The following is a 25856-nucleotide window of genomic DNA, read 5'->3' as shown; positions in this document are numbered from 1 at the left end:
GTCAACGCCGCGTATGCCTCGTGGCTAACCCCGAACAGCCGCCGCCATGCCCGAACTGGTCAGCGCCGCCGCCTTGACGAGGCCCGCGCCAAGCGCCGCCCCCGCCCCTTCGCCATGGCTTATGCCGAGGTCGAGCAGCGGGCGCAAATCAAGGAGTTCGGCGGCTCTTGCATGCGCGGGCTCCGGCGACAGGCTGGCGAGAAGACAATGGTCTAGCGCTCCGGGGTTCGCGACATAAAGCACCGCCGCTGCGGCCGTTGCCGCAAGGCCGTCGAGCAGCACGGGAATCTTCTGCATCCGCGCGGCGAGGATGGCGCCGGCTATCGCCGCGAACTCGCGACCGCCGACCCGGCGCAACACCTCCAGCGGGTCCTCTAGATGGTCGCCGTGAAACGCCAGTGCCGCATCGACCACCTCCGCCTTGCGCGCCTGCATGGCCGCATCGGCGCCGGATCCCGGGCCGACCCAATCAGCACCCCTGCCCCCGAACAGTGCCGCAAACAGCGCGGCAGCGACGGTGGAATTGCCGACACCGAGATCGCCGAGGCAAAGCAGGTCGGTGCCGCCGGCGATCGCTTCCATGCCGAAGGCCATGGTCGCCGCGCAACCGCGCTCGTCAAGCGCGGCATCATCGGTGATGTCGCCGGTCGGGATGTGCAGCGCAAGATCGAACACCTTCAGCCCGAGATCGTTGGCGATGCAGATCTGGTTGATAGCCGCGCCACCGGCCGCGCAAAGCTCGACCGCATTGGCTGTTGCTGCCACCGGGCGTGGCGAAATGCCATGTCTGACCACGCCATGATTGCCGGCGAAGACCGCCATCAACGGCCTTGTCACGGCGGGCGGAGCCCTGCCGCTCCAGGCCGCAAGCCACGCGGCGATCTCCTCGATGCGGCCGAGCGAATGCGCTGGCTTGTCCGCCTTGGCGAACAACGCATGCACGCGCGCTTCCGCCTTGAGATCGGCTGCCGGCAAATTGTCGAGCAGGTTGCGAAAATCGTCGAAAGGTAACGCGCTGGTCATGTCGTGAGCAATCATTCCTGGATTTGGTGAGCGGCATAGCCGCGTTGCGTGATCGGCACAACCTCCCCCAAACATCCGCCTTGATTGCCGCAAAGATGGCCCGGGACGGCGCGATTGCGAGGGCTTGCATTGGCTTTGCCGTTGCACCATGTGGAGATGGAAGAGCGGATTCCAAACGGGTCGCTCGTGAGAAAGTCATGACGGCCATCGAATCGCCCTGCATCCTCGTCTGTTCGATCGACATGAAAACCGGCTTCTGTTTCGGTTGCGGCCGCACGCGCGAGGAAATCGGCGCCTGGATGGGGATGACGCCCGAAACGCGCCGCAATGTGATGGCCGAACTGCCGGCCCGGCTGGAAACGGTCGAGCGCCGGCCGCGCCGGGAAACGCGCCGCACCCGCATGGCGCGCGAACGCGACGCACTCTAGCGAGGCACGGATGAGCAGCCGGCTGTTCTGGATTATGATGGCGGTGATCGGCGTGGGCGCGGTCCTGCTCATGCTCAACGATTCCGCCGGCAGCACGCTTGGCGTGGCAAATTACGATTTCGGCCGGCTGATCTGGCTTGGCGCCTTCGGCGCCCTGATCGGTGCCGGCCTGCTGCGGTCAGGCCGCCCGCTGGGCGCGATGGCCCGCAACCTTGGCGCCTGGGCGGCAATCGTGCTCGCCCTGATCACCGGCTACCAGTATCGCTACGAACTGCAGGACGTCGCCAGCCGGGTGACGGCGGGCCTCGTTCCCGGCAGCCCGCTGGCGCTTGGCGTCGAAGACGGCCACGCCACCGTGACCCTCGACAAGGCCGACAACGGCCATTTCGAGGCGCGCATCCTGGTCAACGGCAACCCGGTGCGGGCCGTGGTCGATACTGGCGCTACCAGCACGGTGCTGACGTCGGAAGACGCGCAAGCCGCCGGCTTCAACCCTGCCGCGCTCAACTACACGATACCGGTTTCGACAGCCAACGGCATGGCGCGCGCCGCGGCGGTCAAGACCGACGCGGTGGCGATCGGCGGTATCGTGCGCAAGGACATGTCGGTGATGGTCGCGGCCCCTGGCATGCTGAGCCAGAGCCTGCTCGGCATGAACTTCATCGGTTCGCTGTCAGGCTTCGACGTGCGCGGCGACCGCATGATCCTCAGGGACTAAAGCAGTTCACCGTTTCATGGAAACGGTGAGCTGCTCCCACTCTTTGCTTCGACGCAATTCACGGACGGAAAACCGTTTTACACTGTCCTGGAATTGCTCCAGCTCAGGCCGCTTCGGCGGTCCCTGCGCCAAAGTCGACGGCCGCAAACGCCGTCTTCAGCACATCAGGCCCGGCACCGGGCCGGTTCGCGTCGGTCGACAGGATCTGGCGGTAACGGCGCGCGCCGGGCAGCCCATGGAACAGCCCGACCATATGGCGGGTGACATGGCCGAGCCGCCCGCCCTGCTCGATGTGGCGCGCTGCATAACCGGCCATCGCGTCGATAAGCGCTGCGAAGTCGAACGCCTCGGGCTTTGCGCCATAGAAGCCGGCATCGACGCCGGCCAGAATGCCTGGTGTATGGTAGGCGGCGCGTCCAAGCATGGCGCCATCAACCTGATCGAGATGCGCCCGCGCCTCTTCAAGTGACTGAATACCACCATTGATGCCTATGAATTTGCTCGGTTTTCCAGCCTTCAGCCTATAGACCCTGTCATAGTCAAGCGGCGGAATGTCTCGGTTTTCCTTGGGGCTCAGCCCTTCCAGCCATGCCTTGCGTGCATGCACCCACAACGCGTCGGCGCCGGCATCGAAGACCCCGTCGGCCAGCGTGTCAAGCGCCGGCTCGGGATCCTGTTCGTCAACGCCGATGCGGCATTTGACGGTGACGGGGATCGTCACCGCAGCTCTCATCGCCGCGACGCACTCGGCGACAAGGTTGGGCACTTTCATCAGGCAGGCACCGAACGTCCCCGACTGGACGCGGTCGGACGGGCAGCCGACATTGAGATTGATTTCGTCATAGCCGAAAGCCTCGCCAATGCGCGCCGCCTCGGCAAGTTTCGCGGGATCGGAACCGCCGAGCTGCAAGGCGACCGGATGTTCCACCGCATCGAAGCCAAGCAACCGATCGCGCGCGCCGTGGAGGACCGCGTCTGCCACCACCATTTCGGTGTAAAGCAACGCACGGTTCGTCAGCTGGCGGTGGAAGAATCGGCAATGCCGGTCCGTCCAGTCCATCATGGGCGCTACAGCCACTCTATGATCTTGATTTTTCATCTTTTTTTACATCAAATCGTCAGAACCTGCCGGGTGCACACGAATTTACGCCAGAGAGACGACGCGCGGCACTGGGCAACCGAAACCGAGCGCCAAGTCGATCGCGGTGAGACGCCGACAAAGTCCCGTATAGCGCGCCTGAAAACCTTCGGCGAACTCATCGACCTTCATATCGACGACATGTGCGATGTAGGCAAGTCCCCTCGCCGCTCCAAGGCCGTGGCCCTCGACATGCTCCGAAGACATTTGGGGAAGTGCAACATCGCAGCATTGGATCGCGAACGGCTCATTCGATTTGGTCGAGAACGGGCCGCCCAAGGTGCCGGACCGATGGCTCTCGGGATTTACAATTGAACAGGTTGCACTGGTCACAGGTCACAGGGATTGGAAGATATTGAGGCGTTATACGCATCTCAAGCCGGAAATGCTTCACACTATCCGAGCCGCGAGGGCAGCGTAATCCGCGCAAGTGAGGTTGGCGGCAGGAACAGCAGAATGCGCGAGTCGCCAGCGGAGTTACGGCTTGGTGGCCTTCATCTTTTTCCCGACCGCGACCGACGGCGCTTCGGGGGGCGGCGCTGCTTGCGAAGGCTTGGGATCATCGGCCAATGGCTTATCCGGCGCCTGTGGTCCGCCGGGGGTAAGGTTGACCGAGACACCAAAAATCTTCCACTGCCGGCTAACCGGCTCGAAGAGCAGTTCGAAGTTCACCTGCAACGGTGCCGAAGGAAAAAAACCGGCCATGTGCAGCATGCCGTTGGGCTCGATCTGCGGCAGAAGGGTTAGCTGCGGCTCCAACACCGCCACCGCGCTGAAATCGAGCGCCTGCTTGCGCTGCGCCGCAAAGATATCGCCGAGTCCAGCTGCGCTGTTGGCCTGGAAATTGGGCGAGCCAAGGTCGCGCAGCACGGTGTAGTTGCCAGTCTTGTTGGCTTGGTCAAGCGCCAGCAGGACGCTCCGCGTCAGGATCAGCACACCGTTTCGGTCGATCTGGGCCGGCTTGGGCTGGGCCTTCTTGTCCGGCGTGCTGGAGGCCTGGGACATAGCTGGCGATGCGATGGGAGCTGCAGGCACCGCCAGTAACAGTGCGCCCAGGGCGATGCCTTTCCACATTGAGGCCCCCAGGTCGACAACGCTCATAGCCAACAGCCCGGCCTGACCCTTACTACCAGGCCACCGTCACGCCCGCCCGCCCGCCAACAGTATGGTTGCTGGCGCCGACGCCAATGCCGCCGCTCAGGACAACGTTTTCGCTGATGCGGGCCTGTGCACTGCCTGCGAAGGCGTTCTCGCCTTGGAACGTGCCCCAGTTCAGCGAGACAGCATAGTTCTTGTCGCCAGGAAGGCCGCTCCCGGCCATAGCCAGTGCCATGGCAGTGCCCTCGAACGCCTTGTCGATTCTGCCGTTGACCGCATTCAGACCGCTTTCGAGGCTTCCCACCCGGCCATCCAGCAATGCAATATTGGTGGTGTTGGTGGCGATATCGGCGGTGTTAATGGCAATATTGGCGGTGTTGATGGCTATGTTGTTGGTATTGGTAGCGATGTCGGCAGTGTTCGTGGTCACTCTTGTGTCGAGCGAGGCGATCTGGGTCGTGTGCTGCGCAATACCGCCCTCGGCGTTGGTGATGCGCGTTTCGTGGTTGGCCAGTTCGGTGGTGTGGCCGCTCACGGTGCCTTGCAGCGCGGTGATGTCGGAACTGTTCTGCGTCACCTGCGCGGGCAGTGACGACAGCGTTGCCAGGTCGAATGTCGAGGCCGCCAGATTCCCGGCGCTGTCCGTCGTGACCATGTAGGTCGTGCCGGACTGGGCGTTCGTGCTGGCCGCCGACGGCAGGCCCGCGAGCGTGTAGGTTGCCTGGCTGCCGCCGATGGCGACCTGGTCTGCCCTCGTCGTGGCAACGCCCTTGCCCACGGCTGTGGACCCAGCGAACCCCGCATTGCTGCCTTGGCCGACAGCAGTGGTGTCGTTGCCGAACGCGGTGGCACCGGCGCCCACGGCCGTGGCGTTGGCCCCGTTGAAGGCACTGGCGGAGGCGCCGAGTGCGGTGTTGCGGCCACCGTCAAAGGCGTGAGCCTCATTGCCGAACGCGCTGTTGGAAGCACTGCCCGATGCCAAAGCGTCAACGCCGCAGGCATAGGCACCGTCTAGACCGTCGCCGTCGCCACAGTCGTCGGCACGGGCCGAGGTCCCTGAAGACATCATGATGCCGAGCACGACCGAGGAAACGCCCAGCAAAGATCGCATCTTCGGCGGGGATCCGGAAAAAGAGCCATCCCTCGTACCGCAAGCTTTAAACGCGTCTCTCGCCCCGCCGCACTGTTTTGTCATCCCCAAACGCCCCCGCCTGATCAACAAGATTCGCAATCGGCTGGAAACTAGTCGTCGGGGCGGACGACGGCATCCACCAATTGGTGGATACGGCGAGGCCGGAGACAATGTATCAACGACGAATTGGACAAGATCACTGTCCTAACTAGCCAACGTACCCACACTATGCTGTATTTCACCCATTGGGCGCTTTCGGGGGAGAGCATACCTTGCCAGATAAGTTTTCCGAACTCACCGCCATGATAGGCACTTTCTACGATGCGGTCATTGAGCCCCGTCTCTGGCAGAAGGCGCTCGACGATATGCGCGGTCACTTCGGCTTCCATCTCGGGGCAATCTCCGTGATAGCGATGCCGACCGGCACCGCCGTGGTGCAAGTGACTACCAACATTCCCGACGAGTACCTTGCCGGAATGCAGGCTTACAATGACGATGTGATCGAGCTTTGGGGTGGCGTTGCGCGCATGGCCGAGATGCCGCTGGAGGAGCCCATTCTCCAGTCGCGGATCACAGGGCCCGACGTATGGGAGGGCAACCGATTCTATGAAGAATGGGTGCGCCCGCTCGGCCTCGTCGATCAGGTCGGCATCATGTTGGCGCGCGACCGCACAATGGTGGGCAATATCGGGCTTGGCGTTCACGAGTCCTCGCAACCGCTTACCGAGGCACACATGGAAGGGTTGCGCTTGATGGCTCCGCACGTGCGGCGCGCAGCGATCATCAGCCGCATGCTGGACGGCGCGGCGTCGGCCGCCGCGACATTCGAAGCCGCGCTCGACGCCACGCGATCGGCCGTGGTCCTGGTTGACGCGGAAATGGCGATAGTTCATGCGAACTCCGCAGCCCGAGCCATGCTGGGGAACGGTGATCCGATCGCCTCCGTACGCGGCAAGCTCTCCTTGCCACGCGAACTCGTGCCGAACCGCCTCCAGGCAGCGGTTCAGGCCGCGGCGCGCGCAGAACATGAGTTGGGAAGGCGCGGAATTGGCATCGCGGCCAAGTCCCGCGATGGTACGGCACTTTCTCTGCAGGTGATGCCGCTCGAAAAGCGTACGATGCGCGGCGGTCTGGACCGCCGGGCCACGGTGGCCGTATTCATCGCCGACGCCACTGCGCCGCTCGAGATGCCCGCCGACGCGATGCGCCTGCTTTACGAACTGACGCCGGCCGAACAGCGGATTTTCGAACTCGTCGTCTCGGGTGAAACCACGGCGAGCATCGCACGCTCGCTGGGCGTGGCGACAAGCACCGTGCGAAGCCATCTGCTGAAGATATTCGAGAAGACCAACCGCCACACCCGGGGTGACCTGGTCAAGCTCAGTCGCGAAATCATCTTGCCGGGCTGAGAACCCCGCGTGAGGCGGAGCAGATCCAGCACCTCACCCAAGGTCATGGCAATCGTCTCAATGGATCGGCCAAATTGGGGTGTCGCGGCCCTATCTAGCCTATTGCTGCCTCTTTCAACCGGTTCGCTTGGTAGGCGTTGCTACAGCTCCCGACAAACCTCGACGCAGAAATCGACGAAGGCCCGCACCTTGGCAGGCGGATGCTTGCGCGACGGGTGAAAGGCAAACAGCGGGAAGAGCTCGCCATGCCAGTCCGGAAAGAGATCGATCAGCGCCCCTTCCGCGAGCAGATCCCCGACGCCCCAACTGATAACCTGGGTGACACCAGTTCCAGCGATGCATTCCTCCAGCATCGATTTGGGGTCGGTGAAGGTCAGCGGTCCGCTGGTTGGAACCTCGATCGTTTCCTCGCCGCGTACGAACGCCCAGTCGAATGGCGTGCCGCTGTGCGGGTCCAGGAATTGCAGGCATCGGTGCGCTGAGAGATCCGCGGGATCGCCGGGCCGTCCATGGCGCTCGATATATCGCGGGGAAGCGACCGTCAGGATCGGCGCCTCGATCAACTTGCGCGCAACGAGGGTCGAGAACCGTGGCTGTCCGAAACGGATCGCAAGGTCGATGCCATCCGACACCAGGTCCCCGAACTGCTCTTTCGACACGAACTCGATCGTCAGCTCGGGATGGCGATCACAGAAGGCGCCGAGCCGGCCGGCCAGAACCAACGGCAGGAAGAAAGGGTCGATGTCCACCTTGAGGCGGCCTCGTACGGCCGAGGCCGTACCGGAGGCGACAATTGCCGCATCCTCGATCGCGTTCAGGTGGGGTTTTACTTCTTCGTAGAAGCGTCGGCCCTCATCGGTAAGCGACAGGGATCGCGTGGTGCGCTCGAGCAGCCGCACGCCAAGACGCGCTTCAAGCCGTCCAATGGCCCGGCTGACGCCTGAATCGGTAATGCCGATGAGCTCGGCGGCCTTGACGAAAGTGCCGCCTTCGACCACCGCCGCCAGCACGCTTACCCCTGACAAGATCCGACCATCGAACGCCATTGGTCATTCCTGATTTTCAGTCAGGAAGTATCGGACATATCAGCACTTAATTCAAGCTCGCCCAGGAGCGATAAGGCCGGCCATGCGGAACCCGCCACTCGTCCCCGCGCACCTGGAAAGGAATAGAGCCATGAGCACGCAAAAGAATCCCCGCACGTTATTCAAGGGCGGCACCGTCATAACGATGGATGCCGCCGTCCCCAATCTCGCGACAGGAGACGTTCTTGTCGAGAACGACCGCATCGTCGCGGTCGGTGCAAACATCCAGGCGGATGGCGCCGACGTGATCGATGCCACGGCAAGCATCGTCATGCCGGGGCTGATCGATGCGCACCATCACATGTGGCTTGGCGTGATGCGGCGCCTGATGCCTGATGTCGACGATCTCTTCGCCTATATCGGTGTCGTCGCCGAAACGCTCGGCGCGCATTATCGCCCGCACGATATGTATGTCAGCACCAGCCTGACGGCCGCCGCTTCGCTCGATGCCGGCATAACGACGATCATCGACGCCTGCCACAGTTCGCGCAGCCCCGAACATACCGATGCGGCACTTGACGCGCTCAAGGGGGCCGGCATCCGCGCGCTGCATCTGGCAGGTGCCGCCATGGACAAGAATGCGTCCAGCGCGCACTTGCCTGGCGATCTCGAACGCCTCGCCCGCACTTGGAACTCCACCGGTGGTCTCGTGCAGGTTGGACTGTTCGGCCAGTTCAATCTCGACTGGTGGAAGGTCGCGCGCGACCTCGACATGCGGATCCTGACCGAGTTCATCGGCGACCTCGCGAAGCTGCCCGCGGAAGTCACCGAGAATGGCTTGTTGGGTCCGCACAATATTTTCAATCATTGCACGCGCCTGCCCGAAGACACCTGGAAGCGCTTTGCCGATGCCGGGGTCAGCGTGACCGTCAATCCGCGCTCCGACGCGCTGTTCGGCTTCGACGACGACCGCTTCGCCTATCAGCAGGCCATCGACCATGGTCTCACGCCGGCGCTTGGCATCGACCTCGACACCGCTTTCGGCAGCGACCTGTTCGGCGAAATGCGTGCATTGTTCGGACAGCAGCGTTCGGCAATGCGCTATCGCCGCTTCCGGGGGGAAACCAACGTTCCGGGGCCGATTTCCGTCGAAGCGGTGCTGCAAGCCGCCACCATCAACGGCGCCCGTGCCGCCGGCCTCGAAGCCGCCATCGGCACGCTGACATCAGGCAAGCAGGCCGATATCATCATGGTGCGCACCGACGATGTCGCCGTGTTCCCGCTCACCAACGCGATCGGCACGATCGTCCAGGCGGTCGAACGCTCTGACGTCGACACCGTGATGGTCGCCGGCAAGATACGCAAACACGCCGGCAAACTGGTCGACATCGATCTTGTCAGGCTGGCGTCCGAGGCAGTCGCCTCACGCGACCATTTGCTCGAAACCAGCGGTTATCGCGCCAGCCTCTTCGGAGCCGCTGCGAAATAATCCGCCTGATCCGGCTGGCCGCCCAACAAGCTGCGGCCTGCCGGCCTCACCCATCCCATGGAGGCTGTCATGTCAGCACTCGCTACCCCTGCGTCGAACCGGTCGAATGCCGCGCCGGCTAATCTTTCCCGTCCCGCACCCGGGATCATCGCGGCGCTGTTCTGCGGCTATCTCTGCGTCGGCTTGCCGCTGCCGGTGCTGCCGCTGTTTATCCATGACAAACTTGGATTCAGCAGCCTGATCGTCGGGCTGGCCATCGGCATCCAGTTCCTGGCCACGGTGCTGACGCGCGGCTATGCCGGGCGCGTCACGGATCAGCAAGGCGGCAAGCGCGCGGCGGTTCAAGGTGCGATCGTTTGCGCTTGTGCCGGCCTCCTTTATTTCGTCTCCGCGCTGCCCGGCCTGTCTCCTGCAACCAGCCTCGCCATCGTGGTTGTCGGCCGCCTGGCGGCCGGGTTCGGCGAGAGCCAATTCGTCACGGGTTGTGTCTCGTGGTCGATCGCCTCCGTCGGTCCGCAGCGCGCCGGCATGTCGATGTCCTGGACCGGCATTGCGATGTTCGCCGCGCTTGCCGTCGGTGCGCCGGTCGGCATGGCGCTCTATCAGGCCTATGGGCTCGATGCCGCCATGGTTGCCTGCGTCGTGGCACCGCTTATTGCCGCCGTGATCGCCTTTGGCTCGACCTCTTACATGACGCCTGGCGGCCAACGACGGCCCTTCCACCGCGTCGTCGGTCAGATCTGGCGCGAAGGTCTCGGCCTCATGCTGCAAGGCGTCGGCCTTTCCGGCCTCACCGCCTTTGCCTCGCTCTATTTCGCCGCGCTTGGCTGGGGTCATGCCGGTCTGGTGATGACCGCTTTCGGCATCGGCTTCATTCTCATGCGGGTCTTGTTCGGGCATCTGCCCGACAGGATCGGCGGCTATCGCGTCGCTCTGTGGTCCATGGTCATCGAGGCGATCGGACAGCTGATGATCTGGAGTGCCCCGCATGAGAGCATCGCACTGGCGGGCGCCCTGGTCACCGGACTAGGCTGCGCGCTAATCTTTCCGGCCCTTGGCGTCGAAGCCTTGAAGCGCGTCCTGCCGGCAAACAGAGGCAGTGCGATGGGTGCCTTTGTCGCATTCCTCGATATCGCCTACGGGCTCGCTGGACCTGTCGCGGGCTTTGTGGCCGGTCAGTTCGGTTACGCTGCCGTCTATCTGCTTGGTGCCGCCAGCGCATTGCTCGGCGTGGTGTTGGTCTCCACGGCACGCCGTCGTGAAAACTGACCGCCGACCAGGCACCATCGCCGCGCACCAACGCGGCCAGTTTCAAGGAGAATTGCCATGTCTCGCATCTTCATTTCCGGTTCGTCCGCCGGCCTCGGCCTGATGGCGGGCGAACTGCTCGTCAGCCAAGGCCATCAGGTCGTCCTTCATGCTCGCAACGCAGTTCGCGCCAGCGACGCCCGCCGGGCGTTGCCTCAGGCCGAAGAGATCGTGGAGGGCGACCTCGATACAGTTGCTGGAGCTAGGCAAGTCGCCACGCGCGTCAATGGACTTGGCCGCTTCGATGCGGTGATCCACAACGCCGCCGTCGGTTATCGCGAAAGCCATCGCCTTACGGCGGATGGCTTGCCGCACGTCTTCGCCCTCAACACATTGTCGGCCTATATCCTGACCGCCTTGATCGAGCGACCACACCGGCTGGTCTTCCTCAGTTCAGGCATGCACCATCATGCGGACGCCAATCTTGACGATATCCTCTGGCGCAAGCGCCGCTGGAACGGTTCGACCGCCTATGCCGAGAGCAAATTGCATGATGCGATGCTGGCATTCGCGGTAGCCCGTCGCTGGCCCGACGTGCTGTCGAACGCGCTCGAACCGGGCTGGGTACCCACAAGAATGGGTGGCCCCGGCGCGCCCGACGATATGATGCAGGCGCACTTGACGCAGGCCTGGCTCGCTGCCAGCGACGAACCGCAAGCCACTGCAACCGGCCGCTATTTCTATCATCTGCGTCCGCTGGCCGCCAACCGCCAGGCCGACGACAAGGCGCTTCAGGATCATCTGCTTGAAATCTGCGCCGAGCTTTCCGGCATCAATCTGCCTGCCTGATCCAGAACATTCCGTGAGCTGTCACGAATACAAAGGGGCATTCTACGGTAGGATCTGGTCGAAGCAGAAGCGAAGCCGGCATGGGCGATTCAGTCGCAAGAAAACCAGTCTACGATCCGCAGGATCTGGAGCCGCTGCTGATTTCGCGGCAGCATGCCGGAGATGTCGATGGCATGACCGCTTTGTTCGAACCCGATGCGGTGATCGACTGCGGCGGCGGGCGTTTTCTGCGCGGCCGCGAAGCCATTCGCCGCTACTATGCCGAGATCCTCGCGTCCGGACGGAAGTTTGCCATGGGAGAACAGCGGCCTGCGCTTATTTGCGGCGACCTGGCACTCACCTCGACCCGTCTTCCCGATGGCGACATAACCAGCGAAGTGGCACGGCGGCAAAGCGACGGCTCGTGGCTCTGGGTGATCGACCGTTATTCCGTCGCTTGAGCAGACAGATAAACAGGCGTTATGGACGCGGTCCATAACGTTCAGCAAGACGTCCAGCAGTCCGACGCGTCTATCGCCGTAGCGCGTATACGCCTGCCATGGTTTCGCCGGCGACAGGCAACGCCATGTCATCGTCCAGAAGGCGCGTGATCCGGGCAAAGCCCGTGAATGCCTTCCTCGCCTCTTCAGCCGACATTTGTCCCGACAGGGCGGCCGAACAGCAATTCAGCGCGCACTGATACACAGGTCCACGTCGTCCCGTCGGCCATTTACGCAAGAAAACCATCGCCTCGGCGACACTATCCACTTCTTCTACAGGGTGTCCCTGCCCGCGCGAGATCCGCACGGGCGAAAAGAAATGCAGGTAGTCCATCGTTTCCTCCCGGTCGATCGCGATGCGCCCGATCGAACCCATTGAAACGCGCCGCCTGGCAGTCGGTTCCATGCAAAAAACGGAATCTTTAAAAATCTTTTGGGCGAATGCGATCGCCGACACGAGGATGACCGCTCGGCTACACCGTTGGGAAGTGGCAGGCAACTTTCCGCCCGGGCCGATACTCCCTCAGCTCCGGCCGCTCCGTGCGGCAGCGCTCGGCCGCGATCGGGCATCGAGGGTGGAAACGGCAGCCGGATGGTGGCTTGAGCGGGCTCGGCACATCGCCGGTGAGGATGATGCGCTTGCGCGTCCCGCTCGGCGTCGTCTCGACCACGGGCACCGCCGAGATCAGCGCCTGGCTGTAAGGGTGGGCCGGGGCCGCGAACACCTCCTCCGCCGGCCCTTCCTCGACGATCGAGCCGAGATACATGACCGCGATGCGGGTCGACACCTGGCGCACCACCGAGAGATCATGGGCGATGAAGATGTAGGTGAGGTTGAGCTTCTCCTGCAGGTCGGCGAGCAGGTTGACGATCTGCGCCTGCACCGACACGTCGAGCGCGGAGACCGGCTCGTCCAGCACGACAAGATCGGGGTTCAACGCGATGGCCCGCGCGATGCCGACACGCTGGCGCTGCCCGCCGGAGAATTCGTGCGGATACCGCATGACATGATCCGGCAGCAACCCGACGAGGTCGAACAGTTCGGCGACGCGCGCGGTGATCTCGCGTGACGAAAGTTTGCCATGGATGCGCAACGGCTCGGCCACCAGATCGCCGACACGCCGGCGCGGATTGAGCGAGGCTGATGGATCCTGGAAGACCATTTGCAGGCGCCGCCGCAGCGGCCTCAGTTCGGACAGCGATTTTGTGGTGATGTCGTCGCCTTCGAAGAGAAGCTTGCCGTCCGTAATGTCGTAGAGCCTCACCAGGCAGCGCGCCAGAGTGGACTTGCCGCACCCGGACTCGCCGACTAGCCCGACCGTCTCGCCGCGCCGCACGCTCAGCGAAACATTGTCGACCGCATGCACGGTTCGCATGCCTTCGGCGGAAAAGCGGGTGCCGATCGAAAAACGTTTTCCCAGCGAACGCGTCTCGAGAATCGGGCGGTCTTTGTCGGTCATGGGTCCGCTCATGCCTGTGCCACCCGAAAGCATGCCGCGGCGTGGGTACCGGCCCCAAGGTCGGGCTTGCCGGTCACGCAGGGTTCGTAATGCACCGGGCAACGCGGGCCGAACGCACAGCCTTGCGGCAATCGAAGCAGCGATGGCGGCGAGCCGGGGATGGCAGGCAGGCGGCGCGGCTTGTCGCCGGTCAGCGGCGGGATCGAACCGAGCAGCGCCCGCGTATAGGGGTGTCGCGGATCGGAAAACAGCTCCATCCGGCTGCCGCGTTCCACCACGCGGCCCGCATACATGACCATCACCCGGTCGGCGAGTTCGGAGACCACGCCCATGTCGTGCGTGATGAAGACGACAGCTGATTTGTGTGTCGCGCGCAGCTTGCGCACCAGGTCGAGAATGCCGGCCTGCACCGTGACGTCGAGCGCCGTGGTCGGCTCGTCCGCCACCAGCAGCGCCGGATTGCAGGACAAAGCCATTGCGATCACCGCCCGCTGCCGCATGCCGCCCGAAAGCTGGTGCGGGTAGCGCGACATCGCCTCGTGCGGGTTGGGGAAATTAACCTCGGCCAGCAGTTCTTCCACCCGCTCCATCGCCTTGGCCTTGCTGATGGTGCGATGCGCGCGGATCTGTTCGGCGATCTGCCAGCCGATCGTGTAGACAGGCGTCAGCGCCGTCATCGGATCCTGGAAGATCATCGCGATCTCGTTGCCGCGTAAACGACGAAGCTCCCGCGCGGGCAGCCCCACCAGTTCGCGGCCCTTGTAGCGGATCGAGCCTTCGATGGTAGCGTTGGGATCGGTGATGAGGCCCATCACGGCCAGCAGCGACACCGTCTTGCCGGAGCCGGACTCGCCGACGACACCAAGGATCTCGCTTTCCGCGAGGTCGAAGGAAACGCCGTCGATCGCCCGCACCAGGCCGTCATTGGTGCGGAAAGATACTTTGAGGTCGCGCACCGACAGTATCATGATGTCCTCAGGCGCGGATCGAGAAGGATGTAGACGAAATCGACGACCGCGTTGGCGATCACCACGAACATGGAAGCATACATCACCGTTGCCATGATCATCGGCAGATCGAGGTTCTGCAGTGCGTCATAGGTGAGCTTGCCGATACCGTGCAACCCGAACACCACCTCGGTCAGCAGCGCCGAGCCTCCCACCAGAGCGCCGAAGTCGAGGCCGAACAGGGTGACGAAGGCAATGAGCGACGTGCGCAAGGCATGGCGCAGCAGGATGCGGGTCTCCGACAGCCCCTTGGCTCGGGCCGTGCGGATATAGTCTTCCTGCAGGGATTCGATGATCGCCGCGCGCAGCACGCGCCCATAGATGCCGATGTAGAGGATGGCCAGCGTGATCCATGGAATGATCAGCGTCAGGAACCAGCCCTTGGGATCGTCGGAGAAATTCTTGTAGCCGAGCGGTGGCACCCAGGAGAACGCCCAACTGTCATGGTAGCGGCTCTGGGTGATCAGGTTCATCACCTCGCCCAGCCAGTAGACCGGCATGGAAATGCCGAGCAGTCCCAGCGCCATCAGAAGCTTGTCCAGCCAACTGTCGCGGGTGGCTGCGGCGACGATGCCGATGATGATGGAGACAACCACCCACAGGATCGCAGCCCCGAACACCAGCGAGAGCGTGACGGGAATGGAATCCATGACCGCCGGCACCACCTTCCAGCCACGATTGACGAACGAGGTCAGGTCGCCCGTGACGAAGATCTTCTCCATCATCTTCACATATTGCACGTAAAGAGGCCGGTCGAAGCCGAAGCTGTGGCGCACCGCCTCCAGCACTTCGGGCGACGCATTGCGGCCGGCGATGCGCGCGGCCGGGTCGGCGCCCGGCGTCGCGAAGAAGATCAGGAAGACGATGACCGAGATGCCGAACATGACGAACAGCATCTGACCGAAACGGCGCAGGATGGCGTAGATCATCAGTCGCGCCCCAGCCGAACCTTGGAGCGCGGGTCGAGCGCGTCGCGCAGCCCGTCACCGAAGACATTGAGCGCCATGACCGAAACCGCGATCGCCAGGCCCGGAACCAGCGCCACCAGCGGCCTGGTGTAAAGCAGCGCCTGTCCGTCCTGGATGATGGTGCCCCAGCTCGCCGCCGGCGGCTGCACGCCGATCGACAGGAAGGAGAGTGCCGATTCCGTCAGCATGTTCAGCGCCATCATCAGCGGCACGAAAACGATGAGCGTGGTGGTGATGTTGGGCAGGATATCACGCCACAGGATGCGCCATCCCGGCACGCCGAGATTGATCGCGGCGAGCACGAACTCGCTGTGGCGCAGCGACAGGACCTGCCCGCGTATCGGTCGAGCCACATAGGGCACGTAGACGATGCCGATGATGATGACCGGCAGCCACAGGCTGCCGGACTCGATATCTATCGGCCCGATCCTGATCCCCTGCGCGATGGTGACGATGGAAAGCGAAATCGCCAGCAGGTAGATCGGAAACGCCCACAGGACATCCAGCAAGCGCGACAGCACCGTGTCGGTGACGCCGCCGAAATAGCCAGCGATCAGTCCCGCCGCCGTGCCGATGATCAGCGTGAAGATGGTGGCCGCCCCTGAGATCAGCAGCGAGCTCAGCCCGCCATAGAGCATCCGGGCCATGACATCGCGCCCCTGACTGTCGGCGCCGAGGAAATAGTTGCCGAGCCGCCAGGTCGGACCGATCGGCGTGTAGCCGAGCCCGAGCCCCTCGGTCGATTGTTCCATCACCGGGACGTCGGCACCGTCGATCTGGATGACGGCGTCGAGCGTCGAGGCGAAGGGGTCCACGCCTGCCCATTGCGCATAAAGAGGTGCACTGAGGCAGGCAAGGACGATGAGGAGGAACACGGCCAGGGACGCCATCGCGGCCCTGTCCCTTGCCAGCTTCGCAAACGCGACGGCCCAGGGCCCTCGCGTCTTGCGCGGCATGGCGACAGCTTGGTTCGACACGGACGTGTCCCTCCAAAGGTCGTTACTGCACCCAGGACTGGGTGATCATCCAGTTGAACTGCCGGTTGAACTTGAAATTGCCAACCCGTTTGCTGACGAAGTCAAGCCGCTTCGGCGTGAAGAGGCCGACGGCCGGTGCCTTGTCCGTGACTTGCTTGTCGATTTCGGCCCACAATTTGTCGGCGGCTTTCTGGTCGGTCACGCCAAGGTCCAGCGCCTTTTGCATCTTGGCATCGATATCCTTGTCGCAGAAGCCGGCGATGTTGATCGAAGCATCCGAACCTTCACGGAAGGAAGCGCAGCTGAACAGGATGTTCAGGAAGTCCGAAGCCGCCGGATAGTCCTTGTACCATTGGGTGACGGACATCTGCACTTTGTTGTTGGTGTTCTGGATGTAGGTGAACTGGATATTGGACGAGATCGGCTTGACGTCGGCCACATAGCCGATGGTCGTCAGCACACTCTGCAGATAGACGCCGATCGACCGAGAAATGGCGGTATCCTCGACAATGATGGTCACCTTCTGGCCCTTGGTTCCCGATTCCTCGACGAGCTGCTTGGCCTTGTCGAGATCAGGTGCCGACCATTTGGCGCCGGGGTCCTTTGTGAAGGGGCAATAGTCTTCATGGCCGGGGAAGTCCGGCGGCAGGACCTGGCAGACCGGCGAGGCCAGCACCTTGCCGCCGAACAGCTTGACCAGTGTGTTGCGGTCGATCGCATAGGCAACGGCCTGGCGCGCCTTTTCATTGTCGAATGGAGCGAGGCGGTTGTTCAGCGGGGCGTACCACCAGGCCGAAAGCGGCGAGATGTGCAACTGGTCCATGGACTTGCTGCCAAGTTCGCCCAGGCGGTCGCTCGGCAATGCGTCGAACATCCAGTCCGCTTCGCCGTTCTGGATCGCGGTGACGGCCGCTTCCTCGGACAGGCCGAAATCATATTGGACAACATCCGGATAGCCGTCCGGCTGCGCTTCCTCGCTCCACTGCTTGAAATTGGGATTGCGCGAAACCGTCATGCCTTTGTTGGGGTCGAAGGCGGAGATCATGTACGGACCGGTGCTGGGGATGGGCTTGGAGCCCATGTCTTCTGCTGGCGTATCCGCCGGCAGGACCACGGCATGTGGCAAGGCAAGCTTGTAGAGGATTTCGGCGTCGGGCTTGGTGAGGTTGACGGTGATGGTGCCGGCCGCCTCATCGCCGACAACGCCGCCTTCCAGCGTGCAGCCCTTGGTGTCGGCCAGGCATTTGTCGGCGCCGACGATGCCGGCATAGAACGTGCCGGAGGTCGGCCCTGAAACCTTGAAGATGCGCTGGAATGAGGCGACGACATCCTTCACGCCAAGATCCTGGCCGCTGGAGAACTTGATGCCCTTGCGCAGCTTGAAGGTGAAGGTCTTGCCGTCATTGGTGACCTCGGGCAGCGCCTCGGCCAGGTCGGGAACGATGGTGAAGCCGTCCATGCCCTCGGCCTTGCGGAAGGCCACCAGCCCGTCATAGATCGGCTGGTACATCTGCCAGCCCTGGTCGGTGTAGTTGATATGCGGGTCGAGCGTTCCCGCCGCGGAGCGGGCCAGAAGGCGGATGGTGCCGCCTCGGTGCTCCTTGAGATATTCGGCCTGTGCCGGAGCCAACCATGTGCCGGCCAGCAATGCCGCGGCTGATGCCGCCAGAAGCAGTTTCTTCATGTCTTGATTCCCCTTTTCTCAGTTGTCGTTGTGGTCCAGGAAGTCTCCCACCGCCCGAATGCACGCATCCTGTTCTTCGACATGCGGCATGTGGCTGGAGTGCTCGAATATCTCCCAGCGCGATCCTCGGATGCCGTCCTTGAAGGGCTGCACGGTCGTGGGCGTGGCCTCGTCGTGACGTCCGGAGATGATCAGCGTGGGAACATCGATGGCCGGCAGGCGGTCGATGATGCTCCAATTCTTCAGGGTTCCGATGACGTGGAACTCGTTCGGCCCATTCATCAAATTATAGACGGTGGGATTGCGCACGACCTGGGCGAATGTCTCCGTCACCTCTGGCGGGAACGGCACGACCCGGCAGACATGCCGCTCGTAGAAAACCATCGTCGCCGCCTGGTAGGCCGGATCGTCCGTCGTGCCGGCCTGCTCGTGGCGGGTCAGCGTCTCCTGCACGTCCTCGGGCAGGTCGGCGCGCAACCGGTTGGCCTCTTCGACCCACAGCTTCATCGAAGCCGGCGAGTTGGCGATGGTCAGCGACTTCAGACCTTTCGGCCGCGTGACCGCGTATTCGGCGCCCAGCATGCCACCCCAGCTCTGGCCAAGCACATGGAATCCCGCGCGAATGCCAAGACGGTCTACGAGGTTTTCAAGCTCGTCGATGAAAAGCCGAGGTGTCCAGAAGTCGGCGCCTTTCTCGGGCAGCAATGTGGAATTGCCGCAGCCCAACTGGTCGTAGTGGATGACGGCGCGATCTCCTCGGGCAAGAAGCTTGTAGGCATCGACATAGTTGTGGGCGGCGCCTGGCCCACCATGCAGGATCACCACCGGCGCCTTGGCGGCGTCGATGTCGCCAGAGATCCGATACCAGGTTTCGTAGCCGCGGAAGGTGGCCCGCCCTTCCCTGCCAATGATCTCAGACGACATCCCGGTTCCCCATCACGTTCGAACGCATCTCTTTGCTGTCCCTGACGGCAGGCGCCTAATTTACCCTGCGGCTGGCCTGCACCCACTCTTCCAGCATCTGCACGCCGAAGGCGGTGGCACCTTGCCTGCCCAAGGGCCGATCGGTGTCGGTCAACTCCTTGCTGGCGATGTCGAGATGCACCCATGGGCGATCTTCCGTGAAATGGCGCAGGAAAGCAGCTGCATAGGGAGCATCGCCATCCTCCATGTCCTTGGCATGGTGGCGGAGGTCGGCGAATGGCGATTGCAGCCCCTCGTCATAGGCACGGTCGAGCGGCAGCCGCCAGAACCGCTCGCCGACGGTTTCACCGGCCGTGATCATCTGCAAGGCAATCGCATCGTCGGTGCTGAACAGGCCGGCGAATATCGATCCCAGGCCGCGCGTCACCGAATAGGTCAGCGTCGCCAGATCGACGATCACCGACGGATTGAAGCGTGTTGCCGCGTAGTGGAGGCAATCGGCCAGGAGCAGGCGCCCTTCGGCATCGGTGTCGAACACTTCCACGGTCTGTCCCGAGGCCGTCGTGATGATGTCGCGCGGTTTGAGCGCGGTGCCGGACGGCATGTTCTCGGCAATGCCGAGGACGCCGACGGCGTGTACCGGACTGCCTTGCCGGGCGAGCGCGATCATCAGGCCGACCACCGCCGCCGCTCCGCCCATATCGGCCTTCATGTCGAACATCTGCTCGCCGCGCTTGATGCAGAGGCCACCGGAATCGAAACAGACGCCTTTACCGACGAACGCCATCGGCTGGGAGGGAGCACCCTTGCCGCGATAGCGCAGCACAGCCACCCGTGGCGGCCGCGCCGAGCCGGAGCCGACCGCCAGCAGCGCGTTCATGCCGAGCTCTTTCAGTTGCGCGGCATCGAGTATTTCGATGTCGATGCCGGCCTCGCGCAGCGGCTCCAGATGATCGTGGAAATTGTCGGGGTGAAGATGGTTCGGCGGCAGGTTGACCAGCGTGCGCGCGTATTCGACGCCATCGGCGATTGCATTGACCCGGGCCAGCGCCGGGGTCAGCTCCGCGCTGCTTGCTCCGACCAGTTGCACCCGCAGGGTTCGATCCGCTCCCGCCCCCTGGCGCCGGTTGCGCATGTCGAAACGATAGCGCCGCAGCCGCATGCCAAGCGCGACGCGCGCCAGGATCTCGGCTCCGGGCAAGCCGACACCGGCAATAGGGTCGAGGACAAGCGTGGCGGCGCATTCGCCCTTGCCTTCCAGATGCGCGGCAAGCAAACCGCCGGCGCGCGCCAATGACAGGGCGCTCACGGCTTCAGCTTTGCCCAGGGCCAGGACGACTACGCGCCGGGCCGATACGGCCTGGGGGGCGATGAGATCGATGCAGGTGCCGGATTCGGCCAATGCGGCCGGGTCGGAGCAGGCGCGGGACAGAATCCCACCCATTTCAGTATCCAGCGCCGCTGCCCGGGGGCCAAAGCCTGTTTGGGCGGTTTGCAAGATCACGACGACAGAGGCTTCCGCGGAAATCTCGTCCACCGTTTCGAAGACCGGCACTGGCGATTGAGGCATATGCAGTCGTTCTCCCATTTGCTGATGTGCGCAATGCATCCACCGCCGGCGGTGAAACCGATCAGGCCGGCCTCCGCCATTGTTGGTGCCAGAGGCCCCAAATCATTGTTTTTGGACGGCGACTTAGTCGCTCTTGTCTTTGGGTATCCCCGAACAGGCCAGGCGATCAAACGCCAATTTTGCCCAAGTCGATTGACAAAAACTCAACTGACAATTCATGATTGGCCCATGGCCTTACCGTCACTCAATGGCATGCGCGCTTTCGAGGCCGCCGCACGTCTCGGCAGCATCAAGGATGCGGCCGAGGAACTGCACCTGACGCCCTCGGCCATAAGCCGCCACATCCGTGCGCTTGAAAGGAATCTCGGCCAGGATCTGTTCGAGCGCGGCTTTCGCCAGATAACGCCGACCATCAGGGGCTCTTACTATGCGCGCAGCCTTTCCGAGGCGTTCGAGGCCATCTGGCGCGCCACTGACGATGTCAGCCTCACCGATGGTCCGGGTCACGGCAGGACCCAACGTGTCCGGGTGTTGTGCGTGCCGGCCGTTCTAAACCTTTGGCTGGCGGACCGACTGCCGAACTTTCGCCGGTTGCACCCGACGGTGGAACTGGAGATCTCAACGTCGGGCAAGCGCGCCAACTTCGATTTGGCCATTGTCGACGAGTTCGTCTACAAGGCCGGCCCGGCTCTGACGTTGCTCATCCCGCTGGTTCTGACGCCTGTCTGCGCGCCCTCACTGCTCGAAGGGCCCGTGCCGCTGCGATCGCCCGCCGATCTGGTCAATCACCACCTGATCCATGAATGCGAGACCATGAGATGGAAGCGGTGGCTTGAGCAGGAAGGTGTCTCGGATACGACGCCGAAATCCAGCACGACGCTGGATGATTGCACACTGATCATGCGCGAGGCGATCAATGGCGCCGGAATAGCGCTTGCCGACACGATGATGGCACAGGATTTTCTTGAGCAGGGCAAACTCGTCGCCCCGTTTCGTGCCCGCCACACCTACCCGGCCGGCATTTATCTGCACCAGCGACGCAGCATCGGCAACAAGCCAGGCACCGGCCTGTTTCAGGATTGGCTATTATCCGAAGTCGAGGACCACAAGCGGGTAATGGCCATCACCTAGCCCGAGCCGTTGTTGCCGAATCCGAATCACCGGACCGCCTTGTTCAACAACGGCCCACCAATGCGATCCGTCGATAATCGCGGTTCATATTGAATATCTTTAAGGCCAAAGCCGGCAAATGGGTTGCTTGTCGGTTCCCCAGCGTCAGGCGTAACCTCTTCGGCCAACGCGTGAGGGCGCGTGCTGCAAGAAGGGGATATTGCAATGACAATACAGGGCGCATCGCCTGGCCTATACAATGAGGACCTCGCTCCGGCCAAAGTTCGAAACTGGGGAGCGTTTTCGATCTTCAACGTCTGGACGTCGGACGTCCATAGTCTGTGGGGCTACTATCTCGCCGCCAGTCTGTTTCTGTTCTGCGGCGGCTTCGTCAATTTCATCATAGCCATCGGCATGGGGTCACTGATCATCTACGCGCTGATGAACATGGTCGGCTATGCCGGCGTGAAGACCGGCGTGCCCTACCCTGTGCTTGCTCGCGCCTCCTTCGGGGTCTGGGGAGCCAACATACCGGCGCTGGTGCGCGCCATCGTCGCCTGCTTCTGGTACGGCGCGCAAACGGCGGCCGCATCCGGCGCGATCGTGGCATTGTTGACCCGTATCCAATGGTTCGACGAGTTCAACAAGACGTCGCATCTTCTCGGCCATTCCACACTGGAAGTGATCTGCTTCGTCATTATCTGGGCGCTGCAACTGCTGATCATCCAGAGAGGCATGGAAACGGTACGCCGCTTCCAGGATTGGGCTGGGCCTGCGGTCTGGGTGATGATGCTGCTCCTGGCCATCTATCTCTGCGTCAAGTCAGGGACCTTCGCCTTCACCAGCGATATTCCAATGGATGTGCTGCGCGAAAAGACCGCCGATGCTGGCATTCCGGGCGATCCCGGATCGTGGACGGCACTCTTCGGGGTTGCCGCGATCTGGGTGACCTATTTCTCGGCGCTTTATCTCAATTTCTGCGACTTCGCCCGCTACGCGCCGGATAAGGCTGCGCTGCGCAAGGGCAATATCTGGGGCCTGCCGGTCAATCTGATCCTGTTCTCGCTGGTCGCTGGCGTCACCACCATTGCAGCCTACGACGTCTATCACGAAGTGCTGCTGCATCCCGACCAGATATCGGCCAAGTTCGACAGCTGGTTCCTGGCGGCCCTTGCCGCGCTGACCTTCGCGGTGGCGACGCTCGGCATCAACGTCGTCGCCAACTTCGTGTCGCCGGCCTTCGACTTCTCCAACGTCTTCCCGCGCCAGATCGACTTCAAGAAGGGCGGCTACATCGCGGCGTTGATCGCGCTGGTGCTCTATCCCTTCGCACCGTGGGAAGGCGGCGCGGCGCATTTCGTCGGCGTCATCGGCGCGACGATGGGACCGATCTTCGGCGTCATGATGGTCGACTACTATCTGATCCGCAAAGGCGAGGTCGACGTCGAGGCGCTTTATCGCGAGCATGGCGAGTTCCGTTTCCAGGGCGGCTGGCATGTCAATGCCTTCATCGCCGCCGGCATTGGTGCTGTCTTCTCGTCGATCCTGCCGAACTTCACCAACTGGCTGCCTGCCTGGTGGGGCGTCTACGGCTGGTTCTTCGGTGTCTCCATCGCCGGCGTCATCTACTACGTGCTGCGCACCGCCGCCGTGGGTGCGGGCGCCAGGACGGCGAAAGCCTGAAAATGAGGGAGTAGGCGGTAGGCGTCAGGGAATCCCTACTGCCTACTGCCCACCATCTCGGCCAGTTTGCGCACCGTGTTCCAGTTACGCGATGTGCCTATGCCCATGCGCTTGTGATTGGCGGCCGCAAGCAACCGAGAGCTTGGTCTTTCCCGCGAGAACACGAGCCATATGTCGCCGCCGACCAAGAGCACCTTCTCGTCCTCGGCGGCATGGGCCTGAAGCCCTGGCAGGACATCTTCGGCCACGGCTTTGCGCATCACGCGCACCGCGACCTGATCGCCGGCGCCCGTCGATTCGCTGGGGAATGGATTGCGTGACGCGAGTTTCAGCCAATCTTCGGCGCCGCGGACGATGATGTCGACATGGCGGCCAAAGGCCGTTTCGAAAGTGGCCTCCAGCCGCCTTTCAAGGACGGGGATGGCAGTCTTTTCACTCTCGAAGACAAGGTTGCCGGTCGCCACCAAAGTGCGAACATTGCTGAGGCCGAGGCTTTCCGCCATGGCCTTGAGGTCCGACATGACGACTCGCCGCCCCGCGCCAAGAATGATGCTGTAGAGGAGCGCCACATAGGTCTGCATCAAGTGGGCCTCGCCTGAGCAATTCCAGGAAGGTTTCCGACAGAAATTGCGTCGAAACAAAGGGATAGAGCGGTCCACTGTTTCCGTGAGACAAGGCCGCTTTATCGGGTGCCTACACCAATCGGCTCTGCTCGACCGCCGCCTCGATGAAGCTGGCGAACAGCGGATGCGGATCGAGCGGCCGGCTCTTCAACTCGGGATGGTACTGCACGCCGATGAACCAGGGATGGTCGGGATATTCGACCGTTTCCGGCAGCACGCCGTCCGGCGACATGCCGGCAAACACCAGGCCGCAATCCTCGAGCCGCTCCTTATAGTCAATATTGACCTCGTAGCGGTGGCGGTGGCGCTCGGAAATCTGCGTGTCGCCATAGATGTCGGCGATCTTCGACCCCTTGGCGAGCTCGGCCTGATAGGCGCCGAGCCGCATCGTGCCGCCGAGATCGCCGGTCTCGCGGCGTTTCTCCAGCATGTTGCCTTTCAGCCATTCGGTCATCAGGCCGACGACCGGCTCGTTGGTCGGGCCGAACTCGGTCGAAGACGCATGCTCGACGCCCGCCAGCGACCGCGCCGCCTCGATGCAAGCCATCTGCATGCCGAAGCAGATGCCGAAATACGGCACCTTGCGCTCGCGCGCGAACTTCGCCGCCAGGATCTTGCCTTCGGAGCCACGTTCGCCAAAGCCGCCGGGAACCAGGATGCCATGCACCTTTTCCAGCCACGGCGTTGGATCTTCCTTTTCGAAGATCTCCGATTCGATCCAGTCGAGCTTGACCTTGACGTGGTTGGCGAGCCCGCCATGCGACAGCGCCTCGATCAGCGATTTGTAGGCGTCCTTGAGGCCGGTATATTTGCCGACGATAGCAATGGTCACCTCGCCTTCCGGGCTGTGGATGCGATCGGAGACCTTCTGCCAGGGCTCCATGCGCGGCTTCGGCGCCGGATCGATGCCAAAGGCGGCCAGCACTTCCGAATCGAGCCCTTCCTTGTGGTAGGCCATCGGCACGTCGTAGATATGCGGCACGTCGAGCGCCTGGATGACGGCGCTTTCCCGGACATTGCAAAACAGCGACAGCTTTCTGCGCTCTTCCTTGGGAATGGCGCGGTCGGCACGCACCAGCAGGATGTCCGGCGCGATACCGATGCCGCGCAATTCCTTGACCGAATGCTGGGTCGGCTTGGTTTTCAGCTCGCCCGCCGTCGGGATGTAGGGCATCAAGGTCAGATGCACATAGACGGCATTGTTGCGCGGCAGGTCGTTTCCGAGCTGTCGGATCGCCTCGAGGAACGGCATCGCCTCGATGTCGCCCACCGTGCCGCCGATCTCGCACAGCACGAAATCATAGTCGTCATTGCCGTTGAGGACGAAATTCTTGATCTCGTCGGTGACGTGCGGGATGACCTGGACGGTGGCGCCGAGATAGTCGCCGCGCCGTTCGCGCTCGATGATGTTCTTGTAGATCCGGCCGGTGGTGATGTTGTCCTGCTGATTGGCCGAGCGGCCGGTGAAGCGCTCGTAATGGCCAAGATCGAGGTCGGTCTCCGCACCATCATCGGTGACGAACACCTCGCCATGCTGGTACGGCGACATCGTGCCGGGATCGACATTGAGGTAAGGGTCGAGTTTTTTGATGCGTGCGCGATAACCTCGCGCCTGCAGGAGAGCCCCTAGGGCCGCTGCGGCAATGCCCTTTCCAAGTGAGGAAACCACGCCGCCTGTGATGAATACATATCGCGCCATGGGAGTCATCGCTTAACGCGGCCGGATTGATTCCGCCAGAGAAAAAACCACCGCGAAGGCTTTTTCCCAAAAAGGCGCTTGGACCGTGATCCTGAAAAGTGGAATCCGGTTTTCT

General features: G+C 62.8%; 25 protein-coding genes. 10 read left to right on the top strand and 15 right to left on the bottom strand.

The features are described from left to right. Positions 1-24: 24 nt before the first annotated feature. Positions 25-1023 (bottom strand): nicotinate-nucleotide--dimethylbenzimidazole phosphoribosyltransferase, encoded by a 999-nt coding sequence (locus tag AC07UC_RS21770; RefSeq protein ID WP_494907378.1) that lies wholly within the window; start codon positions 1021-1023, stop codon positions 25-27. Between the two features lie 197 nt (positions 1024-1220). On the opposite strand from AC07UC_RS21770, the gene AC07UC_RS21765 reads away from it, so the two are divergent. Both AC07UC_RS21765 and AC07UC_RS21760 read left to right on the top strand, forming a co-directional pair. Continuing rightward, the gene (locus tag AC07UC_RS21765) at positions 1221-1451 is read left to right on the top strand and encodes a DUF1289 domain-containing protein (RefSeq protein ID WP_010909481.1); all 231 of its coding nucleotides are present in this window, start codon (positions 1221-1223) and stop codon (positions 1449-1451) included. A 10-nt stretch (positions 1452-1461) separates the two neighbouring features. Further along, positions 1462-2169, top strand: coding sequence for a TIGR02281 family clan AA aspartic protease (locus tag AC07UC_RS21760; RefSeq protein ID WP_494907377.1), 708 nt, complete (start codon positions 1462-1464; stop codon positions 2167-2169). A 103-nt stretch (positions 2170-2272) separates the two neighbouring features. Here AC07UC_RS21760 and dusA read toward each other — a convergent pair whose 3' ends face one another. Beyond that, positions 2273-3268: a tRNA dihydrouridine(20/20a) synthase DusA gene (gene dusA, locus AC07UC_RS21755; protein ID WP_494907376.1), complete on the bottom strand. Its 996-nt coding sequence runs from the start codon at positions 3266-3268 to the stop codon at positions 2273-2275. Between dusA and AC07UC_RS21750 the strand changes: the two genes are divergently transcribed. Continuing rightward, on the top strand, positions 3251-3622 hold the full coding sequence (locus tag AC07UC_RS21750) for a hypothetical protein (RefSeq protein WP_494907375.1): 372 nt from the start codon (positions 3251-3253) through the stop codon (positions 3620-3622). The two genes, dusA and AC07UC_RS21750, sit on opposite strands and share 18 nt — an antisense overlap. Positions 3623-3784: 162 nt before the next feature. Here the strand turns inward: AC07UC_RS21750 and AC07UC_RS21745 are convergent, their stop codons facing one another. Together AC07UC_RS21745 and AC07UC_RS21740 are read right to left on the bottom strand one after the other, a co-directional pair. After that, a complete protein-coding gene (locus AC07UC_RS21745) occupies positions 3785-4408 on the bottom strand; it encodes a hypothetical protein (protein WP_494907374.1) in 624 nt (207 codons plus the stop codon). A gap of 25 nt (positions 4409-4433) precedes the next feature. Next, complete coding sequence (locus AC07UC_RS21740) at positions 4434-5507, bottom strand: YadA-like family protein (RefSeq protein WP_181179936.1); 1074 nt, start codon at positions 5505-5507, stop codon at positions 4434-4436. Positions 5508-5809: 302 nt separating this feature from the next. On the opposite strand from AC07UC_RS21740, the gene AC07UC_RS21735 reads away from it, so the two are divergent. Beyond that, a complete protein-coding gene (locus tag AC07UC_RS21735) occupies positions 5810-6946 on the top strand; it encodes a helix-turn-helix transcriptional regulator (protein WP_202322377.1) in 1137 nt (378 codons plus the stop codon). 140 nt (positions 6947-7086) lie between these two features. On the opposite strand, the gene AC07UC_RS21730 is transcribed toward AC07UC_RS21735, so the two are convergent. After that, complete coding sequence (locus tag AC07UC_RS21730; protein WP_140773638.1) at positions 7087-7992, bottom strand: LysR family transcriptional regulator; 906 nt, start codon at positions 7990-7992, stop codon at positions 7087-7089. A 130-nt stretch (positions 7993-8122) separates the two neighbouring features. Between AC07UC_RS21730 and AC07UC_RS21725 the strand changes: the two genes are divergently transcribed. The 4 genes from AC07UC_RS21725 (at position 8123) to AC07UC_RS21710 (ending at position 11997) form a co-directional block, all read left to right on the top strand. After that, entirely contained in the window at positions 8123-9460 is a 1338-nt protein-coding gene (locus tag AC07UC_RS21725) for an amidohydrolase family protein (protein ID WP_494907373.1), read from the top strand. Positions 9461-9529: 69 nt separating this feature from the next. Beyond that, complete coding sequence (locus tag AC07UC_RS21720; protein WP_494907372.1) at positions 9530-10729, top strand: arabinose transporter; 1200 nt, start codon at positions 9530-9532, stop codon at positions 10727-10729. A gap of 57 nt (positions 10730-10786) precedes the next feature. After that, positions 10787-11557, top strand: coding sequence for an SDR family NAD(P)-dependent oxidoreductase (locus tag AC07UC_RS21715; protein ID WP_494907371.1), 771 nt, complete (start codon positions 10787-10789; stop codon positions 11555-11557). Between the two features lie 80 nt (positions 11558-11637). Beyond that, a complete protein-coding gene (locus tag AC07UC_RS21710; RefSeq protein ID WP_494907370.1) occupies positions 11638-11997 on the top strand; it encodes a YybH family protein in 360 nt (119 codons plus the stop codon). Positions 11998-12067: 70 nt separating this feature from the next. On the opposite strand, the gene AC07UC_RS21705 is transcribed toward AC07UC_RS21710, so the two are convergent. The 8 genes from AC07UC_RS21705 to AC07UC_RS21670 are packed head-to-tail and all read right to left on the bottom strand — an operon-like array spanning position 12068 to position 20626. Next, complete coding sequence (locus tag AC07UC_RS21705; protein WP_494907369.1) at positions 12068-12493, bottom strand: DUF982 domain-containing protein; 426 nt, start codon at positions 12491-12493, stop codon at positions 12068-12070. A gap of 16 nt (positions 12494-12509) precedes the next feature. Then, positions 12510-13496, bottom strand: a complete 987-nt coding sequence (locus tag AC07UC_RS21700) for an ABC transporter ATP-binding protein (RefSeq protein ID WP_494907368.1) — start codon at positions 13494-13496, stop codon at positions 12510-12512. An 8-nt stretch (positions 13497-13504) separates the two neighbouring features. Further along, the gene (locus AC07UC_RS21695) at positions 13505-14464 is read right to left on the bottom strand and encodes an ABC transporter ATP-binding protein (protein WP_056577099.1); all 960 of its coding nucleotides are present in this window, start codon (positions 14462-14464) and stop codon (positions 13505-13507) included. After that, complete coding sequence (locus tag AC07UC_RS21690; protein ID WP_140773624.1) at positions 14461-15432, bottom strand: ABC transporter permease; 972 nt, start codon at positions 15430-15432, stop codon at positions 14461-14463. The genes AC07UC_RS21695 and AC07UC_RS21690 overlap by 4 nt, the downstream gene beginning before the upstream one ends. Continuing rightward, the gene (locus AC07UC_RS21685) at positions 15432-16448 is read right to left on the bottom strand and encodes an ABC transporter permease (RefSeq protein WP_140773622.1); all 1017 of its coding nucleotides are present in this window, start codon (positions 16446-16448) and stop codon (positions 15432-15434) included. The genes AC07UC_RS21690 and AC07UC_RS21685 overlap by 1 nt, the downstream gene beginning before the upstream one ends. A 22-nt stretch (positions 16449-16470) precedes the next feature. Beyond that, positions 16471-18132, bottom strand: a complete 1662-nt coding sequence (locus AC07UC_RS21680; RefSeq protein ID WP_140773620.1) for an ABC transporter substrate-binding protein — start codon at positions 18130-18132, stop codon at positions 16471-16473. An 18-nt stretch (positions 18133-18150) separates the two neighbouring features. Beyond that, positions 18151-19056, bottom strand: a complete 906-nt coding sequence (locus AC07UC_RS21675; protein WP_494907367.1) for a proline iminopeptidase-family hydrolase — start codon at positions 19054-19056, stop codon at positions 18151-18153. A 55-nt stretch (positions 19057-19111) separates the two neighbouring features. Further along, entirely contained in the window at positions 19112-20626 is a 1515-nt protein-coding gene (locus AC07UC_RS21670; RefSeq protein ID WP_494907366.1) for a leucyl aminopeptidase, read from the bottom strand. Here AC07UC_RS21670 and AC07UC_RS21665 point away from each other — a divergent pair, their 5' ends adjacent. Beyond that, positions 20627-21757: a LysR substrate-binding domain-containing protein gene (locus tag AC07UC_RS21665; RefSeq protein ID WP_494907365.1), complete on the top strand. Its 1131-nt coding sequence runs from the start codon at positions 20627-20629 to the stop codon at positions 21755-21757. It begins immediately after the preceding gene. A gap of 204 nt (positions 21758-21961) precedes the next feature. After that, positions 21962-23419 carry an NCS1 family nucleobase:cation symporter-1 gene (locus AC07UC_RS21660; protein WP_140773614.1) on the top strand — a complete coding sequence of 486 codons (1458 nt, stop codon included), beginning with the start codon at positions 21962-21964 and terminating at the stop codon, positions 23417-23419. A 35-nt stretch (positions 23420-23454) separates the two neighbouring features. On the opposite strand, the gene AC07UC_RS21655 is transcribed toward AC07UC_RS21660, so the two are convergent. Both AC07UC_RS21655 and pyrG read right to left on the bottom strand, forming a co-directional pair. Next, entirely contained in the window at positions 23455-24000 is a 546-nt protein-coding gene (locus tag AC07UC_RS21655; protein WP_494908971.1) for a DUF1697 domain-containing protein, read from the bottom strand. A gap of 112 nt (positions 24001-24112) precedes the next feature. Then, positions 24113-25750, bottom strand: coding sequence for a CTP synthase (pyrG, locus tag AC07UC_RS21650; RefSeq protein ID WP_140773612.1), 1638 nt, complete (start codon positions 25748-25750; stop codon positions 24113-24115). Between the last annotated feature and the right edge of the window lie 106 nt (positions 25751-25856).

The sequence above is a fragment of the Mesorhizobium sp. GW821-FHT04C10 genome, assembly GCF_059420305.1.
The sequence above is the reverse complement of the archived record's forward strand: the minus strand, read 5'-3'. Positions and strand labels throughout refer to the sequence as shown.

Bases quoted from the DNA above. Each gene is read 5' to 3' on its own strand.
- AC07UC_RS21770 (WP_494907378.1), bottom strand. From the start codon at position 1,023: ATGACCAGCGCGTTACCTTTCGACGATTTTCGCAACCTGCTCGACAAT.
- AC07UC_RS21765 (WP_010909481.1), top strand. From the start codon at position 1,221: ATGACGGCCATCGAATCGCCCTGCATCCTCGTCTGTTCGATCGACATG.
- AC07UC_RS21760 (WP_494907377.1), top strand. From the start codon at position 1,462: ATGAGCAGCCGGCTGTTCTGGATTATGATGGCGGTGATCGGCGTGGGC.
- AC07UC_RS21750 (WP_494907375.1), top strand. From the start codon at position 3,251: ATGATCTTGATTTTTCATCTTTTTTTACATCAAATCGTCAGAACCTGC.
- dusA (WP_494907376.1), bottom strand. From the start codon at position 3,268: ATGAAAAATCAAGATCATAGAGTGGCTGTAGCGCCCATGATGGACTGG.
- AC07UC_RS21745 (WP_494907374.1), bottom strand. From the start codon at position 4,408: ATGAGCGTTGTCGACCTGGGGGCCTCAATGTGGAAAGGCATCGCCCTG.
- AC07UC_RS21730 (WP_140773638.1), bottom strand. From the start codon at position 7,992: ATGGCGTTCGATGGTCGGATCTTGTCAGGGGTAAGCGTGCTGGCGGCG.
- AC07UC_RS21725 (WP_494907373.1), top strand. From the start codon at position 8,123: ATGAGCACGCAAAAGAATCCCCGCACGTTATTCAAGGGCGGCACCGTC.
- AC07UC_RS21720 (WP_494907372.1), top strand. From the start codon at position 9,530: ATGTCAGCACTCGCTACCCCTGCGTCGAACCGGTCGAATGCCGCGCCG.
- AC07UC_RS21715 (WP_494907371.1), top strand. From the start codon at position 10,787: ATGTCTCGCATCTTCATTTCCGGTTCGTCCGCCGGCCTCGGCCTGATG.
- AC07UC_RS21710 (WP_494907370.1), top strand. From the start codon at position 11,638: ATGGGCGATTCAGTCGCAAGAAAACCAGTCTACGATCCGCAGGATCTG.
- AC07UC_RS21700 (WP_494907368.1), bottom strand. From the start codon at position 13,496: ATGACCGACAAAGACCGCCCGATTCTCGAGACGCGTTCGCTGGGAAAA.
- AC07UC_RS21695 (WP_056577099.1), bottom strand. From the start codon at position 14,464: ATGATACTGTCGGTGCGCGACCTCAAAGTATCTTTCCGCACCAATGAC.
- AC07UC_RS21690 (WP_140773624.1), bottom strand. From the start codon at position 15,432: ATGATCTACGCCATCCTGCGCCGTTTCGGTCAGATGCTGTTCGTCATG.
- AC07UC_RS21680 (WP_140773620.1), bottom strand. From the start codon at position 18,132: ATGAAGAAACTGCTTCTGGCGGCATCAGCCGCGGCATTGCTGGCCGGC.
- AC07UC_RS21675 (WP_494907367.1), bottom strand. From the start codon at position 19,056: ATGTCGTCTGAGATCATTGGCAGGGAAGGGCGGGCCACCTTCCGCGGC.
- AC07UC_RS21670 (WP_494907366.1), bottom strand. From the start codon at position 20,626: ATGCCTCAATCGCCAGTGCCGGTCTTCGAAACGGTGGACGAGATTTCC.
- AC07UC_RS21665 (WP_494907365.1), top strand. From the start codon at position 20,627: ATGCAGTCGTTCTCCCATTTGCTGATGTGCGCAATGCATCCACCGCCG.
- AC07UC_RS21660 (WP_140773614.1), top strand. From the start codon at position 21,962: ATGACAATACAGGGCGCATCGCCTGGCCTATACAATGAGGACCTCGCT.
- AC07UC_RS21655 (WP_494908971.1), bottom strand. From the start codon at position 24,000: ATGCAGACCTATGTGGCGCTCCTCTACAGCATCATTCTTGGCGCGGGG.
- pyrG (WP_140773612.1), bottom strand. From the start codon at position 25,750: ATGACTCCCATGGCGCGATATGTATTCATCACAGGCGGCGTGGTTTCC.